Here is a 23,751-nt window from a genome sequence, read left to right as displayed (position 1 = left end):
TTGACGGATGATGACGTTGTTTTTATTTTCTCGGAATGAGATTCTAACATTTACGATGTCATTTATGTGGGGTTCGGGCTGTTTTTTTTATCTGATGCGGCGAACAATGGCGAAAATGAAACAGACTTCATGATTGTAAAGGGAAAATCCGTTGCCAAGCCACAGCTTGAACGATATGGCTTTTTGACGTAGAATGCATTGCTTCTACGGCATAGGCAGCTATGCCTGAAAAAGCACGTTACGCAGCAAAATCAAGGCTGCGGGGCGTGTTTTTTTTTAGCCGATATTTTCTCAGGCGGTCTTTTTTGTAAACAATTTTCAGACGACCCCTGCCCGTTTCTGCAAACCGACCATCATCAGGCAAACAGGATTCATCATGACCACTCCGGCTCTTCTCGTTCTCGCTGACGGCAGCGTATTTCACGGCACATCAATCGGTTACGAAGGTTCGACTTCCGGCGAAGTCGTGTTCAACACTTCCATGACCGGCTATCAGGAAATCCTGACCGACCCGTCCTACTGCAAACAAATCGTCACCCTCACCTACCCCCACATCGGCAACACCGGCACCAACGCCGAAGATGAAGAAAGCCGCAGCGTTTATGCCGCAGGCTTGATTATCCGCGACCTGCCTTTGCTGCACAGCAACTTCCGCGCCTCCGAAAGCCTGCACGACTATCTGGTGCGCAGTAAAACCGTCGCCATCGCCGACATCGACACCCGCCGCCTGACCACGCTGCTGCGCGAAAAAGGCGCACAAGGAGGCGCGATTTTGACCGGCGCGGATGCCACGGTTGAAAAAGCGCAAGAACTCATCGCCGCGTTCGGCAGCATGGTCGGCAAAGATTTGGCGAAAGAAGTTTCCTGCACAGAAGCCTACGAATGGACCGAAGGCGAATGGGCGCTGGGCAAAGGTTTCGTTACCCCTGCCGAACAGCCGTTCCACGTCGTCGCCTACGATTTCGGCGTGAAAACCAACATCCTACGTATGCTCGCCGCACGTGGCTGCCGCCTGACCGTCGTCCCCGCCCAAACCAGCGCGGAAGACGTGTTGGCGCTCAATCCCGACGGCGTGTTCCTCTCCAACGGCCCAGGCGACCCCGAGCCTTGTACCTACGCCATCGAAGCCGTGCAAAAACTGATGGCAAGCGGCAAACCCATCTTCGGCATCTGCTTGGGACACCAGCTCATCAGCCTCGCCATCGGTGCAAAAACCCTGAAAATGCACTTCAGCCACCACGGCGCAAACCACCCCGTTCAAGACTTGGACAGCAGCAAAGTCGTCATCACCAGCCAAAACCACGGTTTCGCCGTCGATGCCGACACCCTGCCCGCCAACGCAAGGATTACCCACAAATCCTTGTTCGACAACACCTTGCAAGGCATCGAGCTGACCGACAAACCCGTGTTCTGTTTCCAAGGTCACCCCGAAGCGAGCCCCGGTCCGCAAGATGTCGGCTATCTGTTTGACAAATTCATTGACAACATGAAAGCGGCAAAATAATAAGCCGCCTTTTCAGACGACCTCTCAACTCAAAACGTCGTCTGAAAAATCCCCCCCAACCCTCAAATCAGAAAGGAAAATCATGACTGAAAAACAAATGCGCGTACTCTCCGTCGTCGCCACCCTGACCGCCGTAGGCATGTACGTTTCCTACATCCCGCAAATCCAAAACAACCTCGCCGGTAACCCCGGCTCGCCGCTGCAACCCCTCGTTGCCGCCATCAACTGCACATTATGGGTTGCCTACGGCTTTCTGAAAGAAAAACGCGACTACCCCGTTATGCTGGCAAATGCCCCCGGCATCATTTTGGGCTTGATTACGTTTTTTACCAGCTTTTAAAGAAAGCTTTTCAGACGACCCTATGTAAAAGTAAAACGCAAAAAGTCGTCTGAAAAAAGAAAAAAGATGGTCATCAAGGCGTTTTCCACACCCAATAATAAAAAAATGACCCCGCCCGAAAAACTATTGACCGCCGACAACCCCGCCCTGCGCCAACGCGCCAAAGCCATGCGCAAAGAAATGAGCGAGGCGGAAGCAAAATTGTGGCAGCACCTGCGGGCAGGCCGTCTGAACGGCTATAAATTCCGCCGCCAGCAGCCGATGGGAAACTATATTGTTGATTTTACGTGCGTAACGCCTAAGTTGATTGTCGAAGCAGACGGCGGGCAACATACGGAACAAGCCGCATACGATCACGCGCGGACAGCCTATCTGAACAGCCTGGGCTTTACCGTGCTGCGTTTTTGGAACCACGAAATTTTGCAGCAGACAAACGATGTGCTCGCGGAAATCCTGCGCGTGTTGCAAGAATTGGAAAAGCAGCCTGCACGGTAGCAGACGGCTGATTTTGATTGGGTTTTTGAAAATTATAAGGTGCAGGCTGCCTGAATTGAGCATTTATAAAGGTCGTCTGAAAAGTAAAAAACAGCCAATACAACCTGTTTTCCTTGCATAACCCTTAACTCCAGCAGGTACCCCGTCCTCTCTCCCTGTGGGAGAGAGTTAGAGAGAGGGCAACAAGCCGCAAGGCTTGTATTTTGAGCGGTTAGAGTGTTGGGGAAGGTTGCCGAAATTCGGGGAATGCCCTCTCCCCAACCCTCCCCCACGGGGGAGGGAGCAGGTTGCAGCAGGTTTTGCGGTTTCAGTTGGTTTGAAAAGCAACTTGGGTTTACAGCCGTTGATTTCAGGTCGTCTGAAAAACAAAAAGCAGCCCGCACAACCTGTTTTCCTTGCAGAACCTTTAACCCCAACAGCCACCCCGTCCTCTCTCCCCGTGGGAGAGAGTTAGAGAGAGGGCAACAAGCCGCAAGGCTTGTATTTTGAGCGGTTAGAGTGTTGGGAAAGATTGTCGCGATTTGGGGAATGCCCTCTCCCCAACCCTCCCCCACGGGGGAGGGAGCGGGTTACAGCAGGTTTTGCGGTTACAGGCAGTTTGAAAAGTAACTTGGATTTGCAGCCGTTGATTGTAGGTCGTCTGAAAAGTAAAAAGCAGCCTGCACAACCTGTTTTCCTTGCAGAACCCTTAACCCCAACAGCCGCCCCGTCCTCTCTCCCGTGGGAGAGAGTTAGAGAGAGGGCAACAAGCCGTAAGGCTTATATTTTGAGCGGTAGGGTATTGGGAAAGGTTGCCGAAATTTGGAGAATGCCCTCTCCCCAACCCTCCTCCACGGGGGAGGGAGCGGGTTGCAGCAGGTTTTGCGGTCGCAGGCGGTTTGAAAAGCAACTTGGATTTACAACTGTTGATGCAGGTCGTCTGAAAAATAAAAAGCAGTCTGCACAACCTGTTTTCCTTGCATAACCTTTAACCCCAACAGCCGCCCCGTCCTCTCTCCCGTGGGAGAGAGCTAGAGAGAGGGCAACAAGCCGCAAGGCTTGTATTGGGGCGGTTAAGGTGTTTGGGAAAGATTGCCGCCATTCGGGGAATGCCCTCTCCCCAACCCTTCCCCACGGGAGAGGGAGCGGGTTGCAGCGGATTCAGGCGTTGCAGGCCGTCTGAAAAAGAATGCCCGAAATATCAACGGCAGGAATTTTTCAGGCAGCCTTTATCACAAGGCAGATGGAGCAAACGCCGCAAGCGTTTTTTCAGACGACCTTTGAACCCATCGGTAAGGTGTGTGCCGCAAGGCACGCACGCGGTGGGTTGGGGTTGCAGGGAAAATAGAGAACGCGTGCGTGCGTACCGCACGCACCCTACATGCGGGCTACGGCTTACTATAAATGTTTAATCAAGGTAATTTGAAAATGGAAAAATCCGAAAATGTAAATACTAGAAAACCATTACATTCTTCATTATTTTGGCTGTGTTTTGTCTTGTTTGTTATCCCTATTATTTTTCGTTTTAAAAGCATTTATTGTTCTAATATAATTGCTTTAATAGCTATATTTATTCCAAGTTTTTATAATGGTTACCTACCAGAATTATACAATTGGTCATTAAAAACAAAACCGGTATCTGAAACAGCGGAAGAGATACAAAAGAAATTAAAAGAAAAAGAAGAAAAACGAATTCATAATACGGAGTTTAAGGATGCATTAAAAAATTGGAGTGAATACAACTTGCAGGTTATATTCTTTTCAGTTGTAATATTTATTGCTCAAAATATAAATATTCAGGAGAAGAACCTTAACATTAATGATACAAATTTATTCTGGTTGTTTGTGCAAATTTGTCTGTATTCTACAATTTTTTCTAGAATTAAAATAAAACAAATTGAAGAGGCTCGTTTAAACGATAACCAAAAGGAGCATATAAAAAAAGTTAATAATTACAATTGTTTCTTGTTATTTTTCAGTACCATTCTAGGGCTGTTTGTTATTACACTACCTTTACTACCCAGCCAAATATGTATTTGCTATTTGAATTATGTATCATATGCGATGCTTTTCATGACCTATTGCAACCAATTCAAAATAGAACTTTTCCATTCTTCTCTTCGCGTTTTAAATAGAAAAGGTTAAACCATGCCCAAACGTACCGACCTAAAATCCATCCTTATCATCGGCGCCGGCCCTATCGTTATCGGTCAGGCCTGCGAATTTGACTATTCCGGCGCACAGGCCTGCAAGGCTTTGCGTGAAGAAGGCTATAAAGTCATTCTGGTGAATTCCAACCCTGCCACGATTATGACCGACCCTGAAATGGCGGATGTTACCTACATTGAGCCGATTATGTGGCAGACGGTGGAGAAGATTATCGCCAAGGAGCGGCCTGATGCGATTCTGCCCACAATGGGCGGTCAGACCGCGCTGAACTGTGCGCTGGATTTGGCGCGCAACGGCGTGCTGGCGAAATACAATGTCGAGCTGATCGGCGCGACGGAAGACGCGATCGACAAGGCGGAAGACCGCGGTCGCTTTAAGGAAGCGATGGAAAAAATCGGTCTCTCCTGCCCGAAATCCTTTGTCTGCCACACGATGAACGAAGCCTTGGCAGCGCAGGAACAGGTCGGCTTCCCGACGCTGATTCGTCCGTCTTTCACGATGGGCGGTTCGGGCGGCGGCATTGCCTACAATAAAGACGAGTTTCTGGCAATTTGCGAACGCGGTTTCGATGCATCGCCCACGCATGAGCTGCTGATTGAGCAGTCCGTGCTTGGCTGGAAAGAGTACGAGATGGAAGTGGTGCGCGATAAGGCCGACAACTGCATCATCATTTGCTCGATTGAAAACTTCGACCCGATGGGCGTGCATACGGGCGACTCGATTACAGTTGCGCCGGCGCAAACGCTGACGGACAAGGAATACCAAATCATGCGTAATGCCTCGTTGGCGGTATTGCGCGAAATCGGCGTGGACACGGGCGGCTCGAACGTGCAGTTTGCGGTGAACCCTGAAAACGGCGAGATGATTGTGATTGAGATGAACCCGCGCGTGAGCCGTTCGTCCGCGCTGGCTTCCAAAGCGACGGGCTTCCCGATTGCGAAGGTGGCGGCGAAACTGGCAGTCGGCTTTACGCTGGACGAGTTGCGCAACGACATCACCGGCGGCCGTACGCCCGCGTCGTTCGAGCCTTCCATCGACTATGTGGTAACCAAAATCCCGCGTTTTGCGTTTGAAAAATTCCCCGCCGCAGACGACCGCCTGACCACGCAGATGAAATCGGTGGGCGAAGTGATGGCGATGGGACGCACGATTCAGGAAAGCTTCCAAAAAGCCCTGCGCGGCTTGGAAACGGGTTTGTGCGGCTTCAATCCGCGCAGCGAAGACAAAGCGGAAATCCGCCGCGAACTGGCGAACCCCGGCCCCGAGCGTATGCTGTTTGTGGCAGACGCATTCCGCGCGGGTTTCACGCTGGAAGAAATCCACGAAATCTGCGCCATCGACCCTTGGTTCTTGGCGCAAATCGAAGACTTGGTGAAAGAAGAGCAGCAGGTAAGTGCAGGCTGCCTGCAAGATTTGGATTTCGCCGCCTTACGTCGTCTGAAACGCAAAGGCTTCTCCGACAAACGCATCGCGCAGCTTTTAGGCGTAAAAGAAAAAGAAGTGCGCGAACACCGCTACACACTGGATCTGCATCCCGTCTATAAACGCGTCGATACCTGCGCCGCCGAATTCGCCACCGAAACCGCCTACCTCTATTCCACTTACGAAGAAGAATGCGAAGCGCGTCCTTCCGACCGTAAAAAAGTGATGATTCTCGGCGGCGGCCCGAACCGCATCGGTCAAGGCATCGAGTTTGACTACTGCTGCGTTCACGCCGCGCTCGCCCTGCGCGAATCAGGCTTTGAAACGATTATGGTCAACTGCAACCCCGAAACCGTGTCCACCGACTTCGACACCAGCGATCGCCTGTATTTCGAGCCGCTGACGCTGGAAGACGTGTTGGAAATCGTCCGCACCGAAAACCCGTGGGGCGTGATTGTGCATTACGGCGGTCAAACCCCGCTAAAACTTGCCAACGCGCTGGTTGAAAACGGCGTGAACATCATCGGCACGTCCGCCGACAGCATCGACGCCGCCGAAGACCGCGAACGCTTCCAAAAAGTGTTGAACGACTTAGGCCTGCGCCAACCGCCCAACCGCATCGCCCACAACGAAGAAGAAGCACTCGTCAAAGCCGAAGAAATCGGCTATCCGCTGGTCGTGCGCCCGTCTTACGTCCTCGGCGGCCGCGCCATGCAGGTTGTCCACTCCGCCGAAGAGCTGCAAAAATACATGCGCGAAGCCGTGCAGGTATCCGAAGACAGTCCCGTGTTGCTCGATTTCTTCCTGAACAACGCGATTGAAGTCGATGTGGACTGCGTTTCAGACGGCAAAGACGTCGTCATCGGCGGCATCATGCAGCACGTCGAACAGGCAGGCATCCACTCCGGCGACTCCGGCTGCTCGCTGCCGCCCTACTCGCTCAGCGAAGAAATCCAAGACGAAATCCGCCGCCAAACCAAAGCCATGGCCTACGCGCTGGGCGTGGTCGGCCTGATGAACGTCCAGTTTGCCGTGCAGGACGGCGTGGTGTTCGTATTGGAAGTGAACCCGCGCGCCAGCCGCACCGTCCCCTTCGTCTCCAAAGCCACCGGCGTGCCGCTCGCCAAAGTCGGCGCGCGCTGCATGGCAGGCATTTCCCTGCAAGGGCAAGGCGTGGAAAAAGAAGTCGTCCCCGATTTTTATGCCGTTAAAGAAGCCGTGTTCCCCTTCATCAAATTCCCCGGCGTGGACACCATCCTCGGCCCGGAAATGCGCTCCACCGGCGAAGTGATGGGCGTGGGCGCAAGCTTCGGCGAAGCCTACTACAAAGCCCAACTCGGCGCAGGCGAACGCCTGAACCCGACCGGCAAAATCTTCCTCGCCGTGCGCGACGAAGACAAACCGCTCATCGTCAAAACCGCGCAAAACTTCCAAGCCTTAGGCTACGGCGTCTGCGCCACACGCGGCACCGCCGAATACCTGAAAGAGCACGGCATCATCGTACAAGCGGTGAACAAAGTGCAGGAAGGCCGCCCGCACATCGTGGACGCGATTAAAAACGGCGAAATCGCGCTGGTGGTCAACACCGTCAGCAGCTCGGCACAATCCATCGCCGACAGCCACAGCATCCGCCGCACCTCCCTCACCCAACGCGTGCCGCAATACACCACCATCGCCGGTGGCGAAGCCATGAGCGAAGGCGCAAAAAGCCGCGACCACCTGGGCGTATACAGCGTGCAGGAGTTGCATGGACGGTTGAAAAACAGAGGCTGAATCTGAATCAGGTTTAGCTTAAACAAAAGGTCGTCTGAAAATAAGACTTATCTTTCAGACGACCTTTTGCCATCCGTCTTCCAAACTGTTAAACTATTTACATTATTTTTACTTGAGACATACGCACACATGAAAGACCCAGAGCAGAGCAGCATGACCGCCCGCCGTTTTTCGTGCGTATCGATATGAATCAGGCAGCTTGAGCGTTTCAGGCTGCCTTTTCGCGTTTGAACACAAAGGAATACAAAAATCATGGATTTCAGTTGGTTGGCAGAGCCGCATACTTGGATAGGCTTTGCCACGCTTCTGGTGCTCGAAGTTGTCTTGGGGATAGACAACCTCGTTTTCGTCGCTATTTTGGCAAACAAAGTCAAACCCGCCCAACGCGACCGCGCGCGTATTACCGGTTTGGGGCTTGCGGTCGTTATCCGCATCATCATGCTCGGCTTCATGGCACACATCATGACCCTGACGCGCCCGCTGTTCCACATCAGCGGGTTGGACGTTTCCGGCAAAGACATGATTATGCTCGCGGGCGGTATCTTCCTGCTCTACAAAGCCACCACCGAGCTGCACGAACGCCTCGAAGGGCATAACCAATTTGCCGTTGCCGACAGTCAGAAAAAACACGCGCGATTTTGGAGCGTGGTTGCCCAAATCCTGATTCTTGACGCGGTATTTTCCATCGATTCCGTCATTACGGCGGTTGCGATGGTCGATCACATCGTCGTCGCCATGGGGGCCGTTGCCGTTGCCATGACCGTCATGATTTCCGCCAGCAAACCCCTGACCGAGTTTGTGGACAGACATCCTACCGTCGTTATGCTCTGTTTGGGTTTCCTGTTGATGATCGGTTTCAGCCTTATTGCCGAAGCCTTCCATTTCCATATCCCCAAAGGCTACCTCTACGCCGCTATCGGCTTCTCCATCCTGATTGAAGCGTTCAACCAAATTTCGCAGCGCAACAGTCGCAAAAACGACTACATCAGCAGCTCGTGGCGCAAACGCACCGCCGAGAACGTCTTGGGCATGATGGGCATACGCGAAAGCGTGCTTGCCAAAGCGGGCGACGAAGCGGAGGATGACGGGCATTTCGAAGAAAACGAAAAATCCATGATACGCAGCGTCCTCACGCTTGCCGAACGTCCCATCCTCGGCGTGATGATTCCCCGCCGCGACATTGAGCGTTTGGACATCTCCCAAAGCCGCGAAGAGCAACATGCCCAACTGCAAAACACCCCGTACAGCCGCCTGCTCGTCGTCGGTAAAGCCGGCGTGGACGAACCGTTGGGTTATATCAATAAAAAAGACCTGCTTGCCCAACTGCTCGAAACCGGCGAACTCAATATCCAAGCCGTCCTGCGCCAGCCGCTCGTCCTGCCGGACAGTACGACCGCATTGGGTGCGATTGAACTGTTCCGCCAAAGCAGCGCGGATTATGCTTTGGTGGTCGATGAATTCGGCGCGGTTTTGGGCATGGTCACCATGAAAGACCTGCTGGAAACCATCGCCGGTGAATTCCCCGAAGAGTTTGAACGCCAAGAAGAACCCGCCGTTCAAGAAAATGCCGATGAAAGCCTGACCGTGGACGGTTCGCTCGAATACGTCGAACTCGCGCCGCAACTCAACCTCCCGCCGCAGGAAGAAGATGCCGACTTCCACACCGTCGCCGGACTGATTATGGAAGAGCTGCAAAGCATTCCCGATGTCGGCGACTTTGCCGACTTCCACGGCTGGCGTTTCCAAGTCGTTGAAAAAGACGGCCAACGCATCGAGCGGGTACAGATCACCAAGCTGCCTGACGAAGGATAATCAAATTATCATTGTGAAATAAAAAGGTCGTCTGAAAAAGCCCAATTCAGCTTTTCAGACGACCTTCTTTCATACTTTCTAAATCAAACGCCTTTAAAACGCTTCGCCGACTTTCACGCCGCCGGCGGTGTCTTTAGGCGTAGCAAGTTGCGCGGTCATGGCTTGGGCGGCTTGGAAAGCGGAGGTTTGCATCACGGCTTGGGCGGCTTCCTTGCCCAATGTGTTCGCCATGTATTGCCAGCGGCTTGCCAAATCGGGATTGACGGGGATTTGGAAGCCGTCGCGCAGTTCGTCCACGAGGTCGGGACGGTTGCAGACAAGGACGATGTCGCAGCCTGCCGTAAAGGAAGCGTTTGCACGTTCTTTGATGCCGCCCGCTGCGCCTGCGCCTTCCATCGTGAGGTCGTCTGAAAAGATAACGCCTTTAAATCCGATGTCTTGGCGCAGGATTTGTTTGAGCCATTTTTCGGAGAAACCGGCGGGCTTGCTGTCAATTTGCGGATAAACGACGTGGGCGGGCATGACCGCCGCCATGCCTGCGCTGCTTAAGGCGCGGAACGGAATCATGTCGGCAGCTTCGAGTTCGACAAGGCTGCGCGTGTCTTCGGGTTGCACCAAATGGCTGTCGCCTTCGACAAATCCGTGTCCGGGGAAATGTTTGCCACAGGATTTCATGCCGCCCCGGTTCAGACCTTTTTGCAGGGCAAGGGCGAGTTGGGTTACGGTGTCAGCGTTGCGGTGGAAACTGCGGTTGCCGATGACGGGACATGTTCCCCAGTCGAGGTCGAGAACGGGCGTGAAGGAGAGGTCTATGCCGCAGGCGGTCAGTTCCGTCGCCAATACCCAGCCGACCTGCTCGGCTTTTTCTTTGGCGGCGGCTTCGCCTTCGGTATCCCAAATCTGCCCTAAAGTGTTCATGGCGGGCAGGCGTGTGAAGCCTTCGATAAAGCGTTGTACCCTGCCGCCTTCGTGATCGACGGCGATGATGAGTTCGGGCGTGCGCAGTGCTTTGATTTCTTGAACAAGGGCTTTGAGCTGCCCGACGTTTTGGAAGTTGCGGCGGAACAGGATAACGCCGCCGATAGATGGGTCGAGCAGGCGTTGTTTTTCTTCTTCGGTCAGACAGTAGGCGGCGACGTCTGCCATAACGGGGCCGCGCGGGAGGAAAACGAGGGACATATTTCTGAAACCTTAAATATTCAAATTCGTCTTTTGCTATTTATTTGACTTGAGAAATAATTTATAAATTCCCATAGCAATAAATACAGTAACTAAAAACAATAAATCCTTATTTATATTCCAACCGATAAAATTATAAATAACTCTTGTGAATACAATATAATACAAACCGATTATTATCAAAATGAATATTTTCATTATAATTTTCCTTTTCCTAGGCAGCATCCAACTGACTTTAAGGTATATTTCCTTACTTTGTTAAATCTTACCATTTTTTGCAAATTGCAAATTAACGAAAATATTTCTCATTTATTTTAATTTATGATAGCATGAATTCGTGTAAGTACTTCTATATTATACAAAAAAACTTTGTCAACTCATATAGGAGTTTCTATTATGAAACCTTTGAACAATCATGATTTGGAGAAAGTATCTGGAGGATGGAGAGGATTTTCTGCAAGAGATGCTCTTACAGGATGGGCTTTAGGAAAATTTGTATTTGATCCTATTTATGACAAATATATTAAAAGTATTCCCATAGCAGGGCAAGCCAATCTGAACAGATTAAATAAAGCAATGAAACAAAACGGTGGCATCGGTTTTGTGGATTAAATCATAAAATCAACTGACAAACTCGCCAATTTTAATAATGAAATTGGCGAGTTCTTTTTATGCGTATTCAGGCAGCTTTGCCTTTTTTGTCTTTCAGTATGAAGATGAGGGCGGTCATGACGACGCCGGTGGCAAAAAAGCCCAGCCAAGCCGATTGCGTCATACCCAACACGAGGTAGCCTGCCGCTGCCGCGCCTGCGACGGTCAGGGCGTAAGGCAGTTGCGATGTAACGTGGTCGATGTGGTTGCAATGCGCACCGGTGGAAGACAGGATAGTGGTGTCGGAAATGGGCGAACAGTGGTCGCCGCACACCGCGCCTGCCATCACGGCGGACATACACGGGATAACCAACGATGCATCGACTTTAACCGCCATCGCTGCGGCAATCGGCAGCATAATGCCGAATGTGCCCCAGCTTGTGCCTGTGGCGAACGCCATCACACTGGCGAGCAGGAAGAGGATGACGGGCAGGAAGCCGGGATGGATGTTGTCTGCAACCAGCGTGGAGAGGTAGTCGCCGGTGTGCATTTCGCTGACGACGGTGCTGATGAGCCAGGCAAGAATCAGGATGGTAATCGCGCCGAACATCGAAGATATGCCCTGACGGACGGCTTTGGGATAGTCGGCGGCCTTGATGGTGCCGAGCGTGCAAAGGACGACGGCGAGTACGCCGCAAGCACCGCCGAACACCAGCGAAGTGTTTACATCGGTATTTTCAAACGCGCCCAAAATGCTGAAGGTTTCGCTTGCCTGCGCGCCTGTGTAAATCATGGCGGAAACGGTGGATGCGATCAACACCAAAACAGGGATAATCAGCGCGTAAACCCTGCCTTTAGGGCCGTTCGAGCCGGCGGATTCGTCATGGGTTTCCTGCAATGCCGCTTTTTCAAGGCGCGCCATCGAGCCGATGTCGAAAGAAAACCAAGCGACGACAAACACCATGATCAGCGCGAACAGGGCGTAATAATTCATCAGGCTCATGGCAACGAACACACCCATCGGCGTGTATCCGGTGATGTGGTAAGTAACGAGCAGACCTGCCAGCGTGGCGATAATCGATGCGCCCCAGCTTGAAACCGGCATCAGTACGCACATCGGCGCAGCGGTGGAATCAAGGATATACGCGAGTTTGGCGCGGGAGACTTTGAATTTGTCGGTAACGGGGCGGGCAATCGCACCGACGGCGAGACTGTGGAAATAGTCGTCGATAAAGGTAACGAATACGAGGCAGGCAGTCAGCATTTTTGCGCCGCGCCGCCCTTTGATGTGTTGCTTCGCCCAATCGGCAAACGCCTGATTGCTGCCCGAAAAGGTTAAAAGAGAAGTGAAAATACCGAGCAACAACAAGAAAATCAGGATTTTAGGTTTTCCCAGCGACCAATCGCCGTCTGCCCAAGCCAGTCCGACCACCATGTCTTTCAGGTGTGTCAGTCCGTCAATCGGGCTGCCGCCGACCAAAAAGGCAACGCCGACCAAGATACCGATGCCCAAAGACAGCAGCACGCGGCGGGTGATGACGGCAAGCGCCAATGCCAAAAACGGCGGCACGACGGATAAAAACGAATGTGAATAATCAATCAGGTGCATAATATTTTTATTAATAGTAAGTCAATCGGAGCGGAACGTTTTCAGACGACCTTTGAATGCGATTGTTGACAAAGCCAAAAGAGCAAAACCATCAAAAAACAAACAAATCAATCAGTTGCTAAAATTACAAAATACCCGCCACCTTAGGATGGCGGGTATTCTATCATTGAATGGCGCTTGCGTTGCACCTTATTGCAGGGTCAGGGCGAGGAAAAGCGTATTGCCGTCGCGCTGAACCAGCAGCGGCACATTTTTGCCCGCACCAGCCAACGCGCTGCGGAAGCTTGATTCGTCGTTGACGCTGATTTGGCTGACGGCGAGGATTTCGTCGCCGCGTTTGAGTCCGGCACGTTCCGCCGCGCCGCTAACGCGGGAAACAATCAGGCGGCTTTTGCCTGCACCTTCATCGACGCGCAGGGTCAGTCCCGTATTATCGACGGTAAAGCCGTCTGCCGGATTTGCCTGCTGCGGCTGCTCGGTAGCGCGAGAAGACGTTTCGTTCTGCTCCGCCATGCTGCCGAGTTTGACTTTCACATTAATCTTCTCACCTTTGCGCCATACTTCCAGCGCGACTTCCTTACCCGGCAGCATCGAGCCGACCATGACCGGCAAATCGCTGGACACGCGTACTTCTTCGCCGTTGACGCTGCGGACGATGTCGCCCACTTGCAATCCTGCCTGCATGGCAGGGCTGTTCGGCATCACTTTGGCAATCAACGCGCCGCTGGCTTTGTCCAAGCCGAACGATTTCGCCAGATCGTAAGACACTTCCTGAATAATCACGCCCAACTGACCGCGCTGAACCTTACCACTGGTTTTCAACTGCTCGGCAACATTCATCGCTACATCAATCGGAATCGCAAAGGAAATGCCCATAAATCCGCCGCTGCGGCTGTAAATTTGGGAGTTGATGCCGACTACCTGACCTTTCAGGTTAAACAGCGGGCCGCCGGAGTTGCCCGGATTGATGGCAACGTCGGTTTGGATGAAAGGCGTGTAGCTTTCGTTCGGCAGGCTGCGTCCTTTGGCGGACACGATGCCCGAAGTGACGCTGTTGTCAAAGCCGAACGGCGCACCGATGGCGGCAACCCACTCGCCCGGTTTCAAATCTTTCGGATTGCCGATTTTGACGACGGGCAACTCTTCCGAAGCGTCAATCTTCAGCAGCGCGACATCGGATTGCGTATCCGATCCGATCAGCTTAGCGATGTATTCGCGTTTGTCGTTGAGCAGGACTTTGATATTGCCCATGCCGGCGACGACGTGGGTATTGGTCAGGATATAGCCGTCTTTACTGATGATGAAGCCGGAGCCGAAGTTCAAATCCTCGTCGGCAGACTGGTCTTCCGGCATATCGGGCATATTCGGGACAAGGCGTTTGAAAAACTCGTAAAACGGGTCGTTGTCAGGGAACTGGCTCAAATCCATGCCCTGCTCTTCAGACTGCCCGCTGCCTGCGGAGCGTCTCGCGGGAGAAGCTTGGATATTGACCACCGCCTGGCCTTCGTTTTGCACCAATTGAGCGAAATCGGGCAGCAGCATGCCGACGCTGCCGTTATCTTTGGAAGGTTCGATTCTTTGTACGAATTCTTCGCTTTTACTGTCGCCGCCGAAGAAGCTGCTGATTTTGTCACAGCCGCCCAAGGCCAGCGCAGAAGCCGTTACCAAAGCAAAGTATCTGTATTTGTTCATTTTTTCGCGCACCGCGTTTCCTTTTCCGAATAACGGATTGTGTTCTTGCATCTTAAAAACCGGGGGTCGTCTGAAACTTTTATCGTTTTCCAACCCGATAAGGTCGAATTTTACCTTTTGCCCATATTTTTTCAAGCATTTCATTTTAAATAAAAAAATGCCGTCAGAAATTTTAACCTGATAGAAAGGTTGTTTTGTTGATTGTTTACAATTTATCAATGTTTACATCAACTTCGCGCCATACTCGCACAAATCATTAATGATGCACTTCCCGCATTGCGGCTTCTGCGCCTTGCAGGTGTAGCGTCCGTGCAGAATCAGCCAATGATGCGCATCCATCAAAAACTCTTTCGGCACAAAGCGCATCAGCTTGTCTTCCACCTCGCGCACATCCTTGCCCGGCGCGATTTTGGTACGGTTGGACACCCTGAAGATGTGCGTATCGACCGCCATGACGGGATGGCCGAACGCCGTATTCAACACCACGTTTGCCGTCTTGCGACCCACGCCCGGCAACGATTCCAAAGCCTCGCGGTCTTCCGGCACTTCGCCGTTGTATTTTTCCAGCAGGATGCTGCAGGTCTGCATGATGTGTTTGGACTTGGTTTTATAAAGCCCGATGGTTTTCGTGTATTCCATTACGCCGTCCAAACCCAAATCCAACATCGCCTGCGGCGTATTGGCAACCGGAAACAGCTTTTCCGTCGCCTTGTTCACGCCCACGTCGGTCGCCTGCGCCGACAGCAAAACGGCAATCAAAAGCTCGAAGGGTGAATTGAAATGAAGCTCGGTGGTCGGATGGGGATTGGCAGCGCGGAAACGCTCGAAAATTTCTTGGCGGATCTGTTTGTTCATGGGGGTACGGGTAGGATTGGTGTGTGTCTTTATCGTTTGCCCGATTATAGCGCAAAAGGTCGTCTGAAAATGCCTCTTCCGCTTTTTCAGACGACCCCTTCCCTATTCCGCTTACGCTTCCTGCGCGTCCACATCCACCGACCATCTGATTTTGCCGTCGCGGTTCTGCTGCAACACCTGCACCCATAAACTCACGGCGCGGTGCAAATCCTGTCGGGATGTTGATTCGAGGAAGATTTGTGCGCGTTCGCGTTCGGCGAGGCGCACCATCAGCATGGGGGCGGCGCCGAACTGGGAGACGCTTGCGGGCAAGAGCGGGGCGAGGGTTTCTTTGGCGGCGTTGAGAAATTCCATCGCATCGGCAACGCGCGGCGCGTCGGCACGGACGGCCGTCTGAAAACCGAAGGGCGGCATGGCGAACATTTGCCGCTCGTTCAATTCGTTTTCGGCAAACACGGCGTAGTCCTGCGCTTTGACGGCGGCGAAGACGGGATGTTCGGGCAGTTGGGTCTGTATCAACACCTTGCCGGGTTTGTCGGCGCGCCCCGCCCTGCCGGACACTTGCATCAGCTCGGCAAACAGCCTTTCCGGTGCGCGAAAGTCCGCGCTGTACAGGCTGCCGTCGGCATTCAACACGATAACGAGGTTGAGCCGCGCGAAATCATGGCCTTTGGCGAGCATCTGCGTGCCGACCAGAATGTCGATTTCGTTATCGGCGATGCGGCGGTACAAATCCGCCCAGTCGTTTTTGTGCGCCGTGCTGTCCCTATCGACGCGGACAACGGTTGCTTTCGGCAGGAAGGCGCGCAGGGTTTCTTCGACGCGCTGCGTGCCGTGGCCGACGGCGGTCAGGTCTTGGTTGCCGCAGTCGGGGCATTTGAACGGGATGGGTTCGCGGTGGTCGCAATGGTGGCAGCGCAGTTGGCGGGCGCGTTGGTGCAGCACCATTTTGGCGGAGCAGTTCGGGCAGCCGAAGGTATGGCCGCAGTCGCCGCAAAACAGCGCGGGTGCGAAACCGCGACGGTTGAGGTACACCAGCGACATACCGCCCGCTTCAAAGTTCTGTTTCAAAAGCTGCAAGGCTTGCGGCGAGAAGCCGTTGTCGAGTTTCAGACGACCTACGTTGAGTATTTCCACTTGCGGCAGTTGCGCAGCGGTATGGGCTCGCTCGGTCAGTTGCAACAGGCGGTACGCGCCGCTTTGCGCCTTGTGCCAGCTCTCCAGGCTGGGCGTGGCGCTGCCCAACACGACGGGGCAGCCGCTCTGCTTCGCCCGCCACACCGCCAAATCGCGGGCGTGGTAGCGCAATTCGTTGTCTTGTTTGAACGAGCCGTCGTGTTCCTCATCGACCACAATCAGCCCGACATTATCCATCGGCGTGAACACCGCCAGCCGCGTGCCGATGACCAACTTCGCCTGCCCCAACATTGCGCGCAGATAATCCTGCGTGCGCCTGCCTGCCGCCATCTGGCTGTGCAACACGGCAGTCGGCACGTCGGCAAACCGGTTTTCCACCCGCTTCAAAAGCTGCGGCGTGAGGTTGATTTCTGGCAACAGAAACAACACCTGCCGCCCCTGCGCCAACACTTTCGCCATCGCATCGAAATACACTTCGGTCTTGCCGCTGCCGGTGATGCCGTAAAGTAGAAACGGCTGGAAGCTGCCGAAGGCCGTCTGAATTTCATCGGAAGCCTTCTGCTGGTCAGCGTTGAGCTGAAATTCAGACGACCTCAATACAGGCATTGCCGCTTCCGTCGTTTCAATCCAACCCTGTCCCGCCCAATCCTCGATTAATTTCGCCGCCTGCGCGTTCACCTGCTTCAACGCCGCCATCGTCATCCCGCCCGACAGCAGCGCGTCCCACAAAGCCGCTTTTTTGTTGAACCGCGACGGCGGCGGCGTTTGCGCCCTGCCCGCTTCGTTCAACTCATAAAACAACGGCGGCTGCGGCATTTCCACCGCGCGCGTTTCCTTCAAACCCTGCGGCAGCGCGGCAAACACCGCCTGCCCCGTCGGATAGTGGTAATAACGCGACGTAAACGAGAGCAAATCACGCCAGCTTTTGGGCAACGGCGGCTCGTCCGAAAAGGTCGTCTGAACACCCAAAATCCGCGCCGCATCCATATCGGGCGCAATATCCGTTTCCCACACAATCCCGACCACGGTCTTGTTGCGGAAAGGCACAAGCACCCGCGTTCCCTGCGGCAGCGGCTCGGAATGGGAATAAGTCAAAAGGCCGTCTGAAAGCGGCACGTTTACGGCGATACGGTGGTAGTTCATACAGGCAGGCAAATCGTTTTTTTGCGTATTTTAACAGCCGAAAGCTATTTTCAGACGATAAATTGAGCCTCAATACAATGCAGGCATGACAGAGGTTTGATACAATGCGGTTTTCTTGACACACGCCTATACTTAAAAATGAAAACCAAATTAATCAAAATCTTAGCCCCCATCGCTCTGATCTCACTGACCGCGTGCGGGCAAACACCCGTTTCACAGGCAAATGCAGCGCCCTCTTCAGCCGCCGCCAAGCCCGCCGCCCCCGTACAAGGCAAAGTCGGCGAAGCCTTGAAAGCCCGCCTCGAAAAAATTTACGAATCCCAAGGTCTGAAAGTCATCAGCGTCAGCGAAACCCCTATTCAAGGCATTTATGAAGTCATCGTCAGCGGCAAACAAATCATTTACACCGATGCCAAAGGCGACTATATGTTCGTCGGCGACCTCATCGACGTCAACACGCGCAAAAGCCTGACCGAAGAGCGCGCCGCCGATTTGAACAAAATCGACTTCGCCTCCCTGCCTTTGGATAAAGCCATCAAAGAAGTACGCGGCAACGGCAAGCTGAAAGTCGCCGTCTTCTCCGACCCCGACTGTCCGTACTGCAAACGCTTGGAACACGAGTTTGAAAAAATGACCGACATCACGATCTACAACTTCATGATGCCGATTCCGAGCCTGCACCCCGATGCCGCGCGTAAAGCCGAAATCCTGTGGTGTCAGCCCAACCCGACCCAAGCCTGGACCGACTGGATGCGCAAAGGCCAATTCCCGAGCGGCAAAGCCAATTGCGACAATCCCGTTGCCGAAACTACTTCTTTGGGCGAACAATTCGGCTTCAACGGCACACCTACCCTCGTCTTCCCGAACGGCCGCAGCCAAAGCGGATACAGCCCCATGCCGCACCTCAAAAAAATCATCGAAGACAATCAGAAATAAGATTGGCTTCAAGATACGGCAAAGGTCGTCTGAAAACCGATATACAAGGTTTTCAGACGACCTTTTTCTTTAATTATAGTGGATTAAAATAAAAATGAGACAAGGCGGCAACGCCCGCCGTGTACAGGTAGTACATAAGGGCGTTGGCAACGCCGTATCATTGCAATTTTAATCCACTATATCAGACAAATCCCGTTTATTTCACCTTAGTCGCCATCAACGTATGCAACCGGCGGTTGTCGGCGCGGGCGACGGTGAACTGCAAACCGCCGATCACGACTTTTTCGCCGCGCACGGGCAGGTGTCCCAATTCCTGAATGACCAGCCCGCCGATGCTGTCGGCTTCTTCGCTGCTGTAATCCGTACCGAAAAAGGCGTTGATGTCTTCGATTTCGGTTACGGCGTTGATACGCCAGCGTTCGGTGGAAACGGCGTGGATATTGTCCGCGCTTTCGTCTTCGTCAAACTCGTCTTCGATGTCGCCGACGATTTGTTCGATAATGTCTTCAAAAGTTACCAAACCCGATGTGCCGCCGTATTCGTCGATGACGATTGCCATGTGGTTGCGCTGCTCGCGGAATTCTTTCAAAAGCGCGTTCAGTGATTTGCCTTCGGGTACAAAGACGGCGGGACGAAGGATGGATTTGAGGTTGAACTGCTCGGGATTGAACATGTATTTGAGCAGGTCTTTGGCATGCAGGATGCCGAGGACTTCGTCTTTGTCTTCGCCGATGACGGGGAAACGGGAATGGGCGGTTTCGATGACGTAGGCAGTGATGCGCTCGATGCTGTCGTTTTCTTTCAAAACGTTCATGTGGCTGCGGGTAATCATAGCATCGCGCACTTCCAAGTCGGCAAAGTCGAGGACTTTTTCCAGCCGCAAAAGTGTATCCGCGTCAAACACTTCCTGCTCGTGCGCCTGCCGCAGCAGGCTGAGTACATCTTCGGCGGAATCGGGTTCGCCGGCAAGTCGGGAAATCAAACGTTCGAAAAATGTCGGTTTCGACCGGGTGTCGTCCATTTCAGTATTCGTCCTCTTGGTAGGGGTTGGGATAACCTGCCGCCTGCATCAGGCGGATTTCGAGCGCCTCCATTTCTTCGGCCTCGGTCTCTTCTATGTGGTCGTAGCCCATCAGGTGCAATGTGCCGTGCATGGTCAGGTGGGCAAAGTGCTGCTCGGCGGTTTTGCCCTGCTCGGCAGCTTCTTTCAATACGACTTGCGGGCAGATGATCAAATCGCCGCAAAGCTCGTCTGAAAACTGATCGGGCAGGATTTCGCCTTCGTTCAAGGCAAAACTCAACACATTGGTGGCGTAGTCTTTGCCGCGGTAATCGCGGTTGTAGGCGCGGGCTTCTTCTTCGTCCAGAAGAATCAGGCTGATGTCGGCGCGGCAGTATTCGTTTTTCAACGCCGCCCATGCCCAGCGGTAGAAATCGCGTTCGCTCGGAAGATTGGCGGCGGTTGAGGCGTTTTCAAAATTCAGGCAGAAACGTTGCCGCTGCAACGATAAGAAGGGATATTTTTTGGCGCGTTTCATTAAAGTGTTGTTAACATTAGAAAAAATTGGGACTTACAAGTTTTACCATATTTTCAAAAAATAGGATGTAAAAAATAAATAGTAATTTTTTTGAATGCATATTACTTACAAAACAGGTAACTTGCAAACATGACATTAAAACATGACAAAACATAATGATGATACTTCAATAATTATTTTAAGTTAAACTTATTAAATTAAATAATAATTACTATATTCTTTTTAAAAAAGGTGATATTATAGAATTACTATATAAATATTAAATTATGTTATATATTATTTCATATTAATTTACTGTTAATATAGTTGGTACCAGTTGGTACAATTTTACTCTCATAAAAGAAAATTCAAATGAAAGAATTAACCAAAAAAGAAATTGAGTTGGTAACAGGAGGTATGAATTGGCGGCTTCGCCCAATGAGTAAAAATGTAGAGGATCGACGCACAAATTGGAGGACACATCCACTATGGAAAGAGTATAGAGGCATTTTCCCTAGATTTCGCGATAATTTTCATTATCGGTTTCCCTAGACTTCGCGATAATTTTTGTTTTCAGTAAACTAAAGAACAAAACTCCAAACGTAATCCCGAAAGTAGTCAAATAAAATAGTTAGTTTATTTGACTACTTTCGGACTGTGTTTTTATTAACATGACAGATTAAAATGAAAAATTTTTTTTATCCCATACTAATCATTCTGGCAGCCTGTTCACCGCAAAACAAAGTCGACGCTGAAGCAAAACCAAGACAAGCCACCGTTCCCGCATCCGATATGACAAATGTACAGACAGGAAAAAGTGGCGGCAATATAGTCAAAATGATAGGAACAGTCCATTATTCGCTCGAACAGGCTGAATTTACCGCCAATGGTAAAACCTATTTCATCAATGGAGGCGACAACTTAATAGACCAAGTAGAAAAGAACCGCCTGAGTTCCGGCTCGTACAACGTTACCCTGAACAATGTCTGCATTCAGGGGAAAGTATTGACTAAAGAACAAAACCAAGGCAACGGATTCGGTCCCTTGGGCAAGTACAGTCAGGCGGTTACCGTAGAAAGTTTGTGTCAGACTGTCGAACTTCCCGCCTCATGAATTAGAAAATCAGAAACTGCAAATGAACCCGAAAAAACTCGTTATCGCCAGCCGCGAAAGCCTGCTTGCCATGTGGCAGGCGAAGCATATCCAAGGTCGTCTGAAAACCCTGTATCCCGACTGCGAAGTCGAAATCTTGGGCATGACCACGCGCGGCGACCAGATTTTGGACAAAACCCTGTCGAAAATCGGCGGCAAAGGCCTGTTTATCAAAGAGTTGGAACAAGCCTTGCAGGACGGTCGCGCCGATTTGGCAGTGCATTCGATTAAAGACGTACCGATGGATTTGCCCGAAGGCTTCGCCCTTGCCGCCATCGGCGAGCGCGCCAATCCGTTTGACGCGTTCGTATCCAACCAATACGCGCGTTTGGAAGAAATGCCCAAAGGCGCCGTCGTCGGCACATCCAGCCTGCGCCGCGAAGCCCAGTTGCGCGCCCGCTATCCGCACTTAGTCATCAAACCCCTGCGCGGCAACGTACAAACCCGCCTGTCCAAACTCGACAACGGCGAATACGATGCCATCATCCTCGCCGCCGCCGGATTGCAGCGTTTGGAACTGGACGAACGCATCCGCCTGATTATCTCCGAAGCCGACAGCCTGCCCGCCGCAGGACAAGGCGCGTTGGGCATCGAAATCGCCGCACACCGCACCGACCTTCTCGACGTATTGAAACCCTTAAACCACGACACGACACACGCCTGCGTGACTGCCGAACGCGCCCTCGCCCGCGCTTTGGGCGGAAGCTGCCAAGTGCCGCTTGCCGCGTATTGCACTGAAGAAAACAGCCTGCTCACCCTGCGCGGACTGGTCGGACACCCCGACGGCTCGGTAATCTTGCAGGCAGACGCGCAAGCCCCCTCCGCCTACGCCGATGCGCTCGGACGCGCGGTCGCCAAAAAGCTGGCGGACGACGGCGCGCAGGAATTGATTGAAGCCGTGTTGAAAGAACAAGCCGAATAAATCGGTTGGCAAGAAAAGGTCGTCTGAAAAACGTTTTCAGACGACCTTTTGCCATTCGCCGCCAAACTTGAAAGACGGCACAAATAAGCGCAAAATGTTAACAAGTTAACCTATGGCTTCTCTTATTTATAGTGGATTAACTTTAAATCAGGACAAGGCGACGAAGCCGCAGACAGTACAGATAGTACGGAACCGATTCACTTGGTGCTTCAGCACCTTAGAGAATCGTTCTCTTTGAGCTAAGGCGAGGTAACGCCGTCCTGGTTTAAAGTTAATCCACTATAAGACATCAAACAAACCTGCTGAACAAGATTGGAAAACAAATGAGTAAAAAACTCCACCCGCAGACGCTCGCCATACGCGGCGGCAAAGAGCAAACCGAATACCGCGAACACAATCAGGCATTGTTCCTCACCAGCAGCTTCATGTGGGACAGCGCCCAACACGCCGCCGATTTGTTTTCCAAAAAAATCAAAGGGTTCACTTATACCCGCACCGCCAACCCGACCATCGCCGCTTTTGAAAAGCGCATCGCCGCTTTGGAAGGTGCAGAACGCGCAGTCGCCACTTCGACCGGCATGTCCGCGATTCAGGCGGCGTTTTTCACCTTCCTGCAGGCGGGCGACCATGTGATTTCCAGCCGCAGCCTGTTCGGCACGACCGTCGGCTTTATCAATAACATCGTCACCAAATTCGGCATCGAAGTGAGCCATGTGTCGCCGACCGATGTGGACGAATGGAAAGCCGCCGTCAAAGCCAACACCAAACTGCTGTTTTTGGAAACGCCTTCCAACCCCTTGGGCGAAGTGGCCGACTTGGAAGCTTTGGCAGAATTGGCGCACAGCATCGGCGCGCTTTTGGTGGTGGACAACAGCCTGCTGTCGCCCGTCGGCTCGCAGCCTTTGAAACACGGCGCGGATATTTCCGTTTCCTCCGCAACCAAAGCCATCGACGGACACGGGCGCGTGATGGGCGGCGTGTTGGCGGGTTCGGAAGAATTGATGACGCAGGTCGCCGTTTACTGCAACTCTTGCGGGCTGGCAATGTCGCCGTTTAACGCATGGCAGTTGTTGAGCGGCGTGGAAACCCTGTCGCTGCGTATGGAAAAACAGTTCGACAACGCCTTGAAAATCGCCCAATGGCTGCAAGCGCAGCCGCAGGTTCAAGCCGTGTACTACACCGGATTGCCCGATCATCCGCAGGCGGAGCTTATCCGCAAACAGCAAAACGGCGGCGGCATCGTCATCGGCTTTGAAGTCGCCGACACTGACGCCGCGTGGAAAATCGTCGACAGCGTCGAACTCTTCTCCCGTACCGCCAACCTCGGCGACGTGCGCTCGACCATTACCCACCCGTGGACAACCACACACGGCAGGATGCAGCCCGAAGAAAAACTCGCCGCCAACATCCGCCCCGGACTGGTGCGCCTGTCCGTCGGTTTGGAATACGTCGATGACTTGATTGACGATTTGAAACAGGCGTTGGCGCGTTAAGCCAAACGCCCGACGGACGGCATTTACCTGA

19 protein-coding genes are annotated in these 23,751 nt (G+C 52.5%); 11 read left to right on the top strand and 8 right to left on the bottom strand.

All coding sequences use genetic code 11. The annotated features are described in order from the left end of the window. The first annotated feature begins 376 nt into the window (after positions 1-376). From carA to RSJ68_00560, 3 genes are all read left to right on the top strand, one after another. Positions 377-1,504 carry a glutamine-hydrolyzing carbamoyl-phosphate synthase small subunit gene (gene carA / locus RSJ68_00570; GenBank protein ID WNU97296.1) on the top strand — a complete coding sequence of 376 codons (1,128 nt, stop codon included), beginning with the start codon at positions 377-379 and terminating at the stop codon, positions 1,502-1,504. Positions 1,505-1,586: 82 nt separating this feature from the next. Further along, on the top strand, positions 1,587-1,844 hold the full coding sequence (locus RSJ68_00565; protein WNU97295.1) for a SemiSWEET family transporter: 258 nt from the start codon (positions 1,587-1,589) through the stop codon (positions 1,842-1,844). Between the two features lie 105 nt (positions 1,845-1,949). Further along, complete coding sequence (locus RSJ68_00560; protein WNU97294.1) at positions 1,950-2,339, top strand: endonuclease domain-containing protein; 390 nt, start codon at positions 1,950-1,952, stop codon at positions 2,337-2,339. A gap of 1,180 nt (positions 2,340-3,519) precedes the next feature. Here RSJ68_00560 and RSJ68_00555 read toward each other — a convergent pair. Further along, a complete protein-coding gene (locus RSJ68_00555) occupies positions 3,520-3,690 on the bottom strand; it encodes a hypothetical protein (protein ID WNU97293.1) in 171 nt (56 codons plus the stop codon). Positions 3,691-3,746: 56 nt separating this feature from the next. Between RSJ68_00555 and RSJ68_00550 the strand changes: the two genes are divergently transcribed. The 3 genes from RSJ68_00550 (at position 3,747) to RSJ68_00540 (ending at position 9,494) form a co-directional block, all read left to right on the top strand. After that, positions 3,747-4,463 (top strand): hypothetical protein, encoded by a 717-nt coding sequence (locus RSJ68_00550; protein WNU97292.1) that lies wholly within the window; start codon positions 3,747-3,749, stop codon positions 4,461-4,463. 3 nt (positions 4,464-4,466) lie between these two features. Next, positions 4,467-7,682: a carbamoyl-phosphate synthase large subunit gene (carB, locus tag RSJ68_00545; protein ID WNU97291.1), complete on the top strand. Its 3,216-nt coding sequence runs from the start codon at positions 4,467-4,469 to the stop codon at positions 7,680-7,682. A 252-nt stretch (positions 7,683-7,934) separates the two neighbouring features. Further along, positions 7,935-9,494, top strand: a complete 1,560-nt coding sequence (locus RSJ68_00540) for a TerC family protein (protein WNU97290.1) — start codon at positions 7,935-7,937, stop codon at positions 9,492-9,494. A gap of 93 nt (positions 9,495-9,587) precedes the next feature. On the opposite strand, the gene nagZ is transcribed toward RSJ68_00540, so the two are convergent. Further along, positions 9,588-10,673 (bottom strand): beta-N-acetylhexosaminidase, encoded by a 1,086-nt coding sequence (gene nagZ / locus RSJ68_00535; GenBank protein ID WNU97289.1) that lies wholly within the window; start codon positions 10,671-10,673, stop codon positions 9,588-9,590. A gap of 396 nt (positions 10,674-11,069) precedes the next feature. On the opposite strand from nagZ, the gene RSJ68_00530 reads away from it, so the two are divergent. Continuing rightward, positions 11,070-11,285 (top strand): hypothetical protein, encoded by a 216-nt coding sequence (locus RSJ68_00530; GenBank protein ID WNU97288.1) that lies wholly within the window; start codon positions 11,070-11,072, stop codon positions 11,283-11,285. Positions 11,286-11,352: 67 nt separating this feature from the next. Here RSJ68_00530 and RSJ68_00525 read toward each other — a convergent pair whose 3' ends face one another. The 4 genes from RSJ68_00525 to RSJ68_00510 all read right to left on the bottom strand — a co-directional run bounded on the left by RSJ68_00525 (position 11,353) and on the right by RSJ68_00510 (position 17,700). Next, positions 11,353-12,873, bottom strand: a complete 1,521-nt coding sequence (locus RSJ68_00525) for a Na+/H+ antiporter NhaC family protein (GenBank protein ID WNU97287.1) — start codon at positions 12,871-12,873, stop codon at positions 11,353-11,355. 189 nt (positions 12,874-13,062) lie between these two features. Beyond that, entirely contained in the window at positions 13,063-14,565 is a 1,503-nt protein-coding gene (locus RSJ68_00520) for a DegQ family serine endoprotease (protein WNU97286.1), read from the bottom strand. A 222-nt stretch (positions 14,566-14,787) separates the two neighbouring features. Beyond that, a complete protein-coding gene (nth, locus tag RSJ68_00515) occupies positions 14,788-15,420 on the bottom strand; it encodes an endonuclease III (protein WNU97285.1) in 633 nt (210 codons plus the stop codon). A 111-nt stretch (positions 15,421-15,531) separates the two neighbouring features. Further along, positions 15,532-17,700, bottom strand: a complete 2,169-nt coding sequence (locus tag RSJ68_00510; GenBank protein ID WNU97284.1) for a primosomal protein N' — start codon at positions 17,698-17,700, stop codon at positions 15,532-15,534. Positions 17,701-17,838: 138 nt separating this feature from the next. Here RSJ68_00510 and RSJ68_00505 point away from each other — a divergent pair, with 138 nt between their 5' ends. Then, entirely contained in the window at positions 17,839-18,636 is a 798-nt protein-coding gene (locus tag RSJ68_00505; GenBank protein WNU97283.1) for a DsbC family protein, read from the top strand. Positions 18,637-18,832: 196 nt separating this feature from the next. On the opposite strand, the gene RSJ68_00500 is transcribed toward RSJ68_00505, so the two are convergent. Next, on the bottom strand, positions 18,833-19,657 hold the full coding sequence (locus RSJ68_00500; protein ID WNU97282.1) for a transporter associated domain-containing protein: 825 nt from the start codon (positions 19,655-19,657) through the stop codon (positions 18,833-18,835). Between the two features lies 1 nt (position 19,658). Then, entirely contained in the window at positions 19,659-20,174 is a 516-nt protein-coding gene (ybeY, locus tag RSJ68_00495) for an rRNA maturation RNase YbeY (protein WNU97281.1), read from the bottom strand. Positions 20,175-20,945: 771 nt separating this feature from the next. Here ybeY and RSJ68_00490 point away from each other — a divergent pair. From RSJ68_00490 to metZ, 3 genes are all read left to right on the top strand, one after another. Beyond that, positions 20,946-21,266, top strand: a complete 321-nt coding sequence (locus RSJ68_00490) for a hypothetical protein (protein WNU97280.1) — start codon at positions 20,946-20,948, stop codon at positions 21,264-21,266. A 22-nt stretch (positions 21,267-21,288) separates the two neighbouring features. After that, entirely contained in the window at positions 21,289-22,227 is a 939-nt protein-coding gene (hemC, locus tag RSJ68_00485; protein WNU97279.1) for a hydroxymethylbilane synthase, read from the top strand. A gap of 323 nt (positions 22,228-22,550) precedes the next feature. Continuing rightward, positions 22,551-23,720: an O-succinylhomoserine sulfhydrylase gene (gene metZ / locus RSJ68_00480; GenBank protein WNU97278.1), complete on the top strand. Its 1,170-nt coding sequence runs from the start codon at positions 22,551-22,553 to the stop codon at positions 23,718-23,720. Positions 23,721-23,751 lie beyond the last annotated feature (31 nt).

The organism is Neisseria sp. DTU_2020_1000833_1_SI_GRL_NUU_006, from assembly GCA_032388755.1.
GTDB lineage: Bacteria > Pseudomonadota > Gammaproteobacteria > Burkholderiales > Neisseriaceae > Neisseria > Neisseria sicca_C.
The sequence above is the reverse complement of the archived record's forward strand: the minus strand, read 5'-3'. Positions and strand labels throughout refer to the sequence as shown.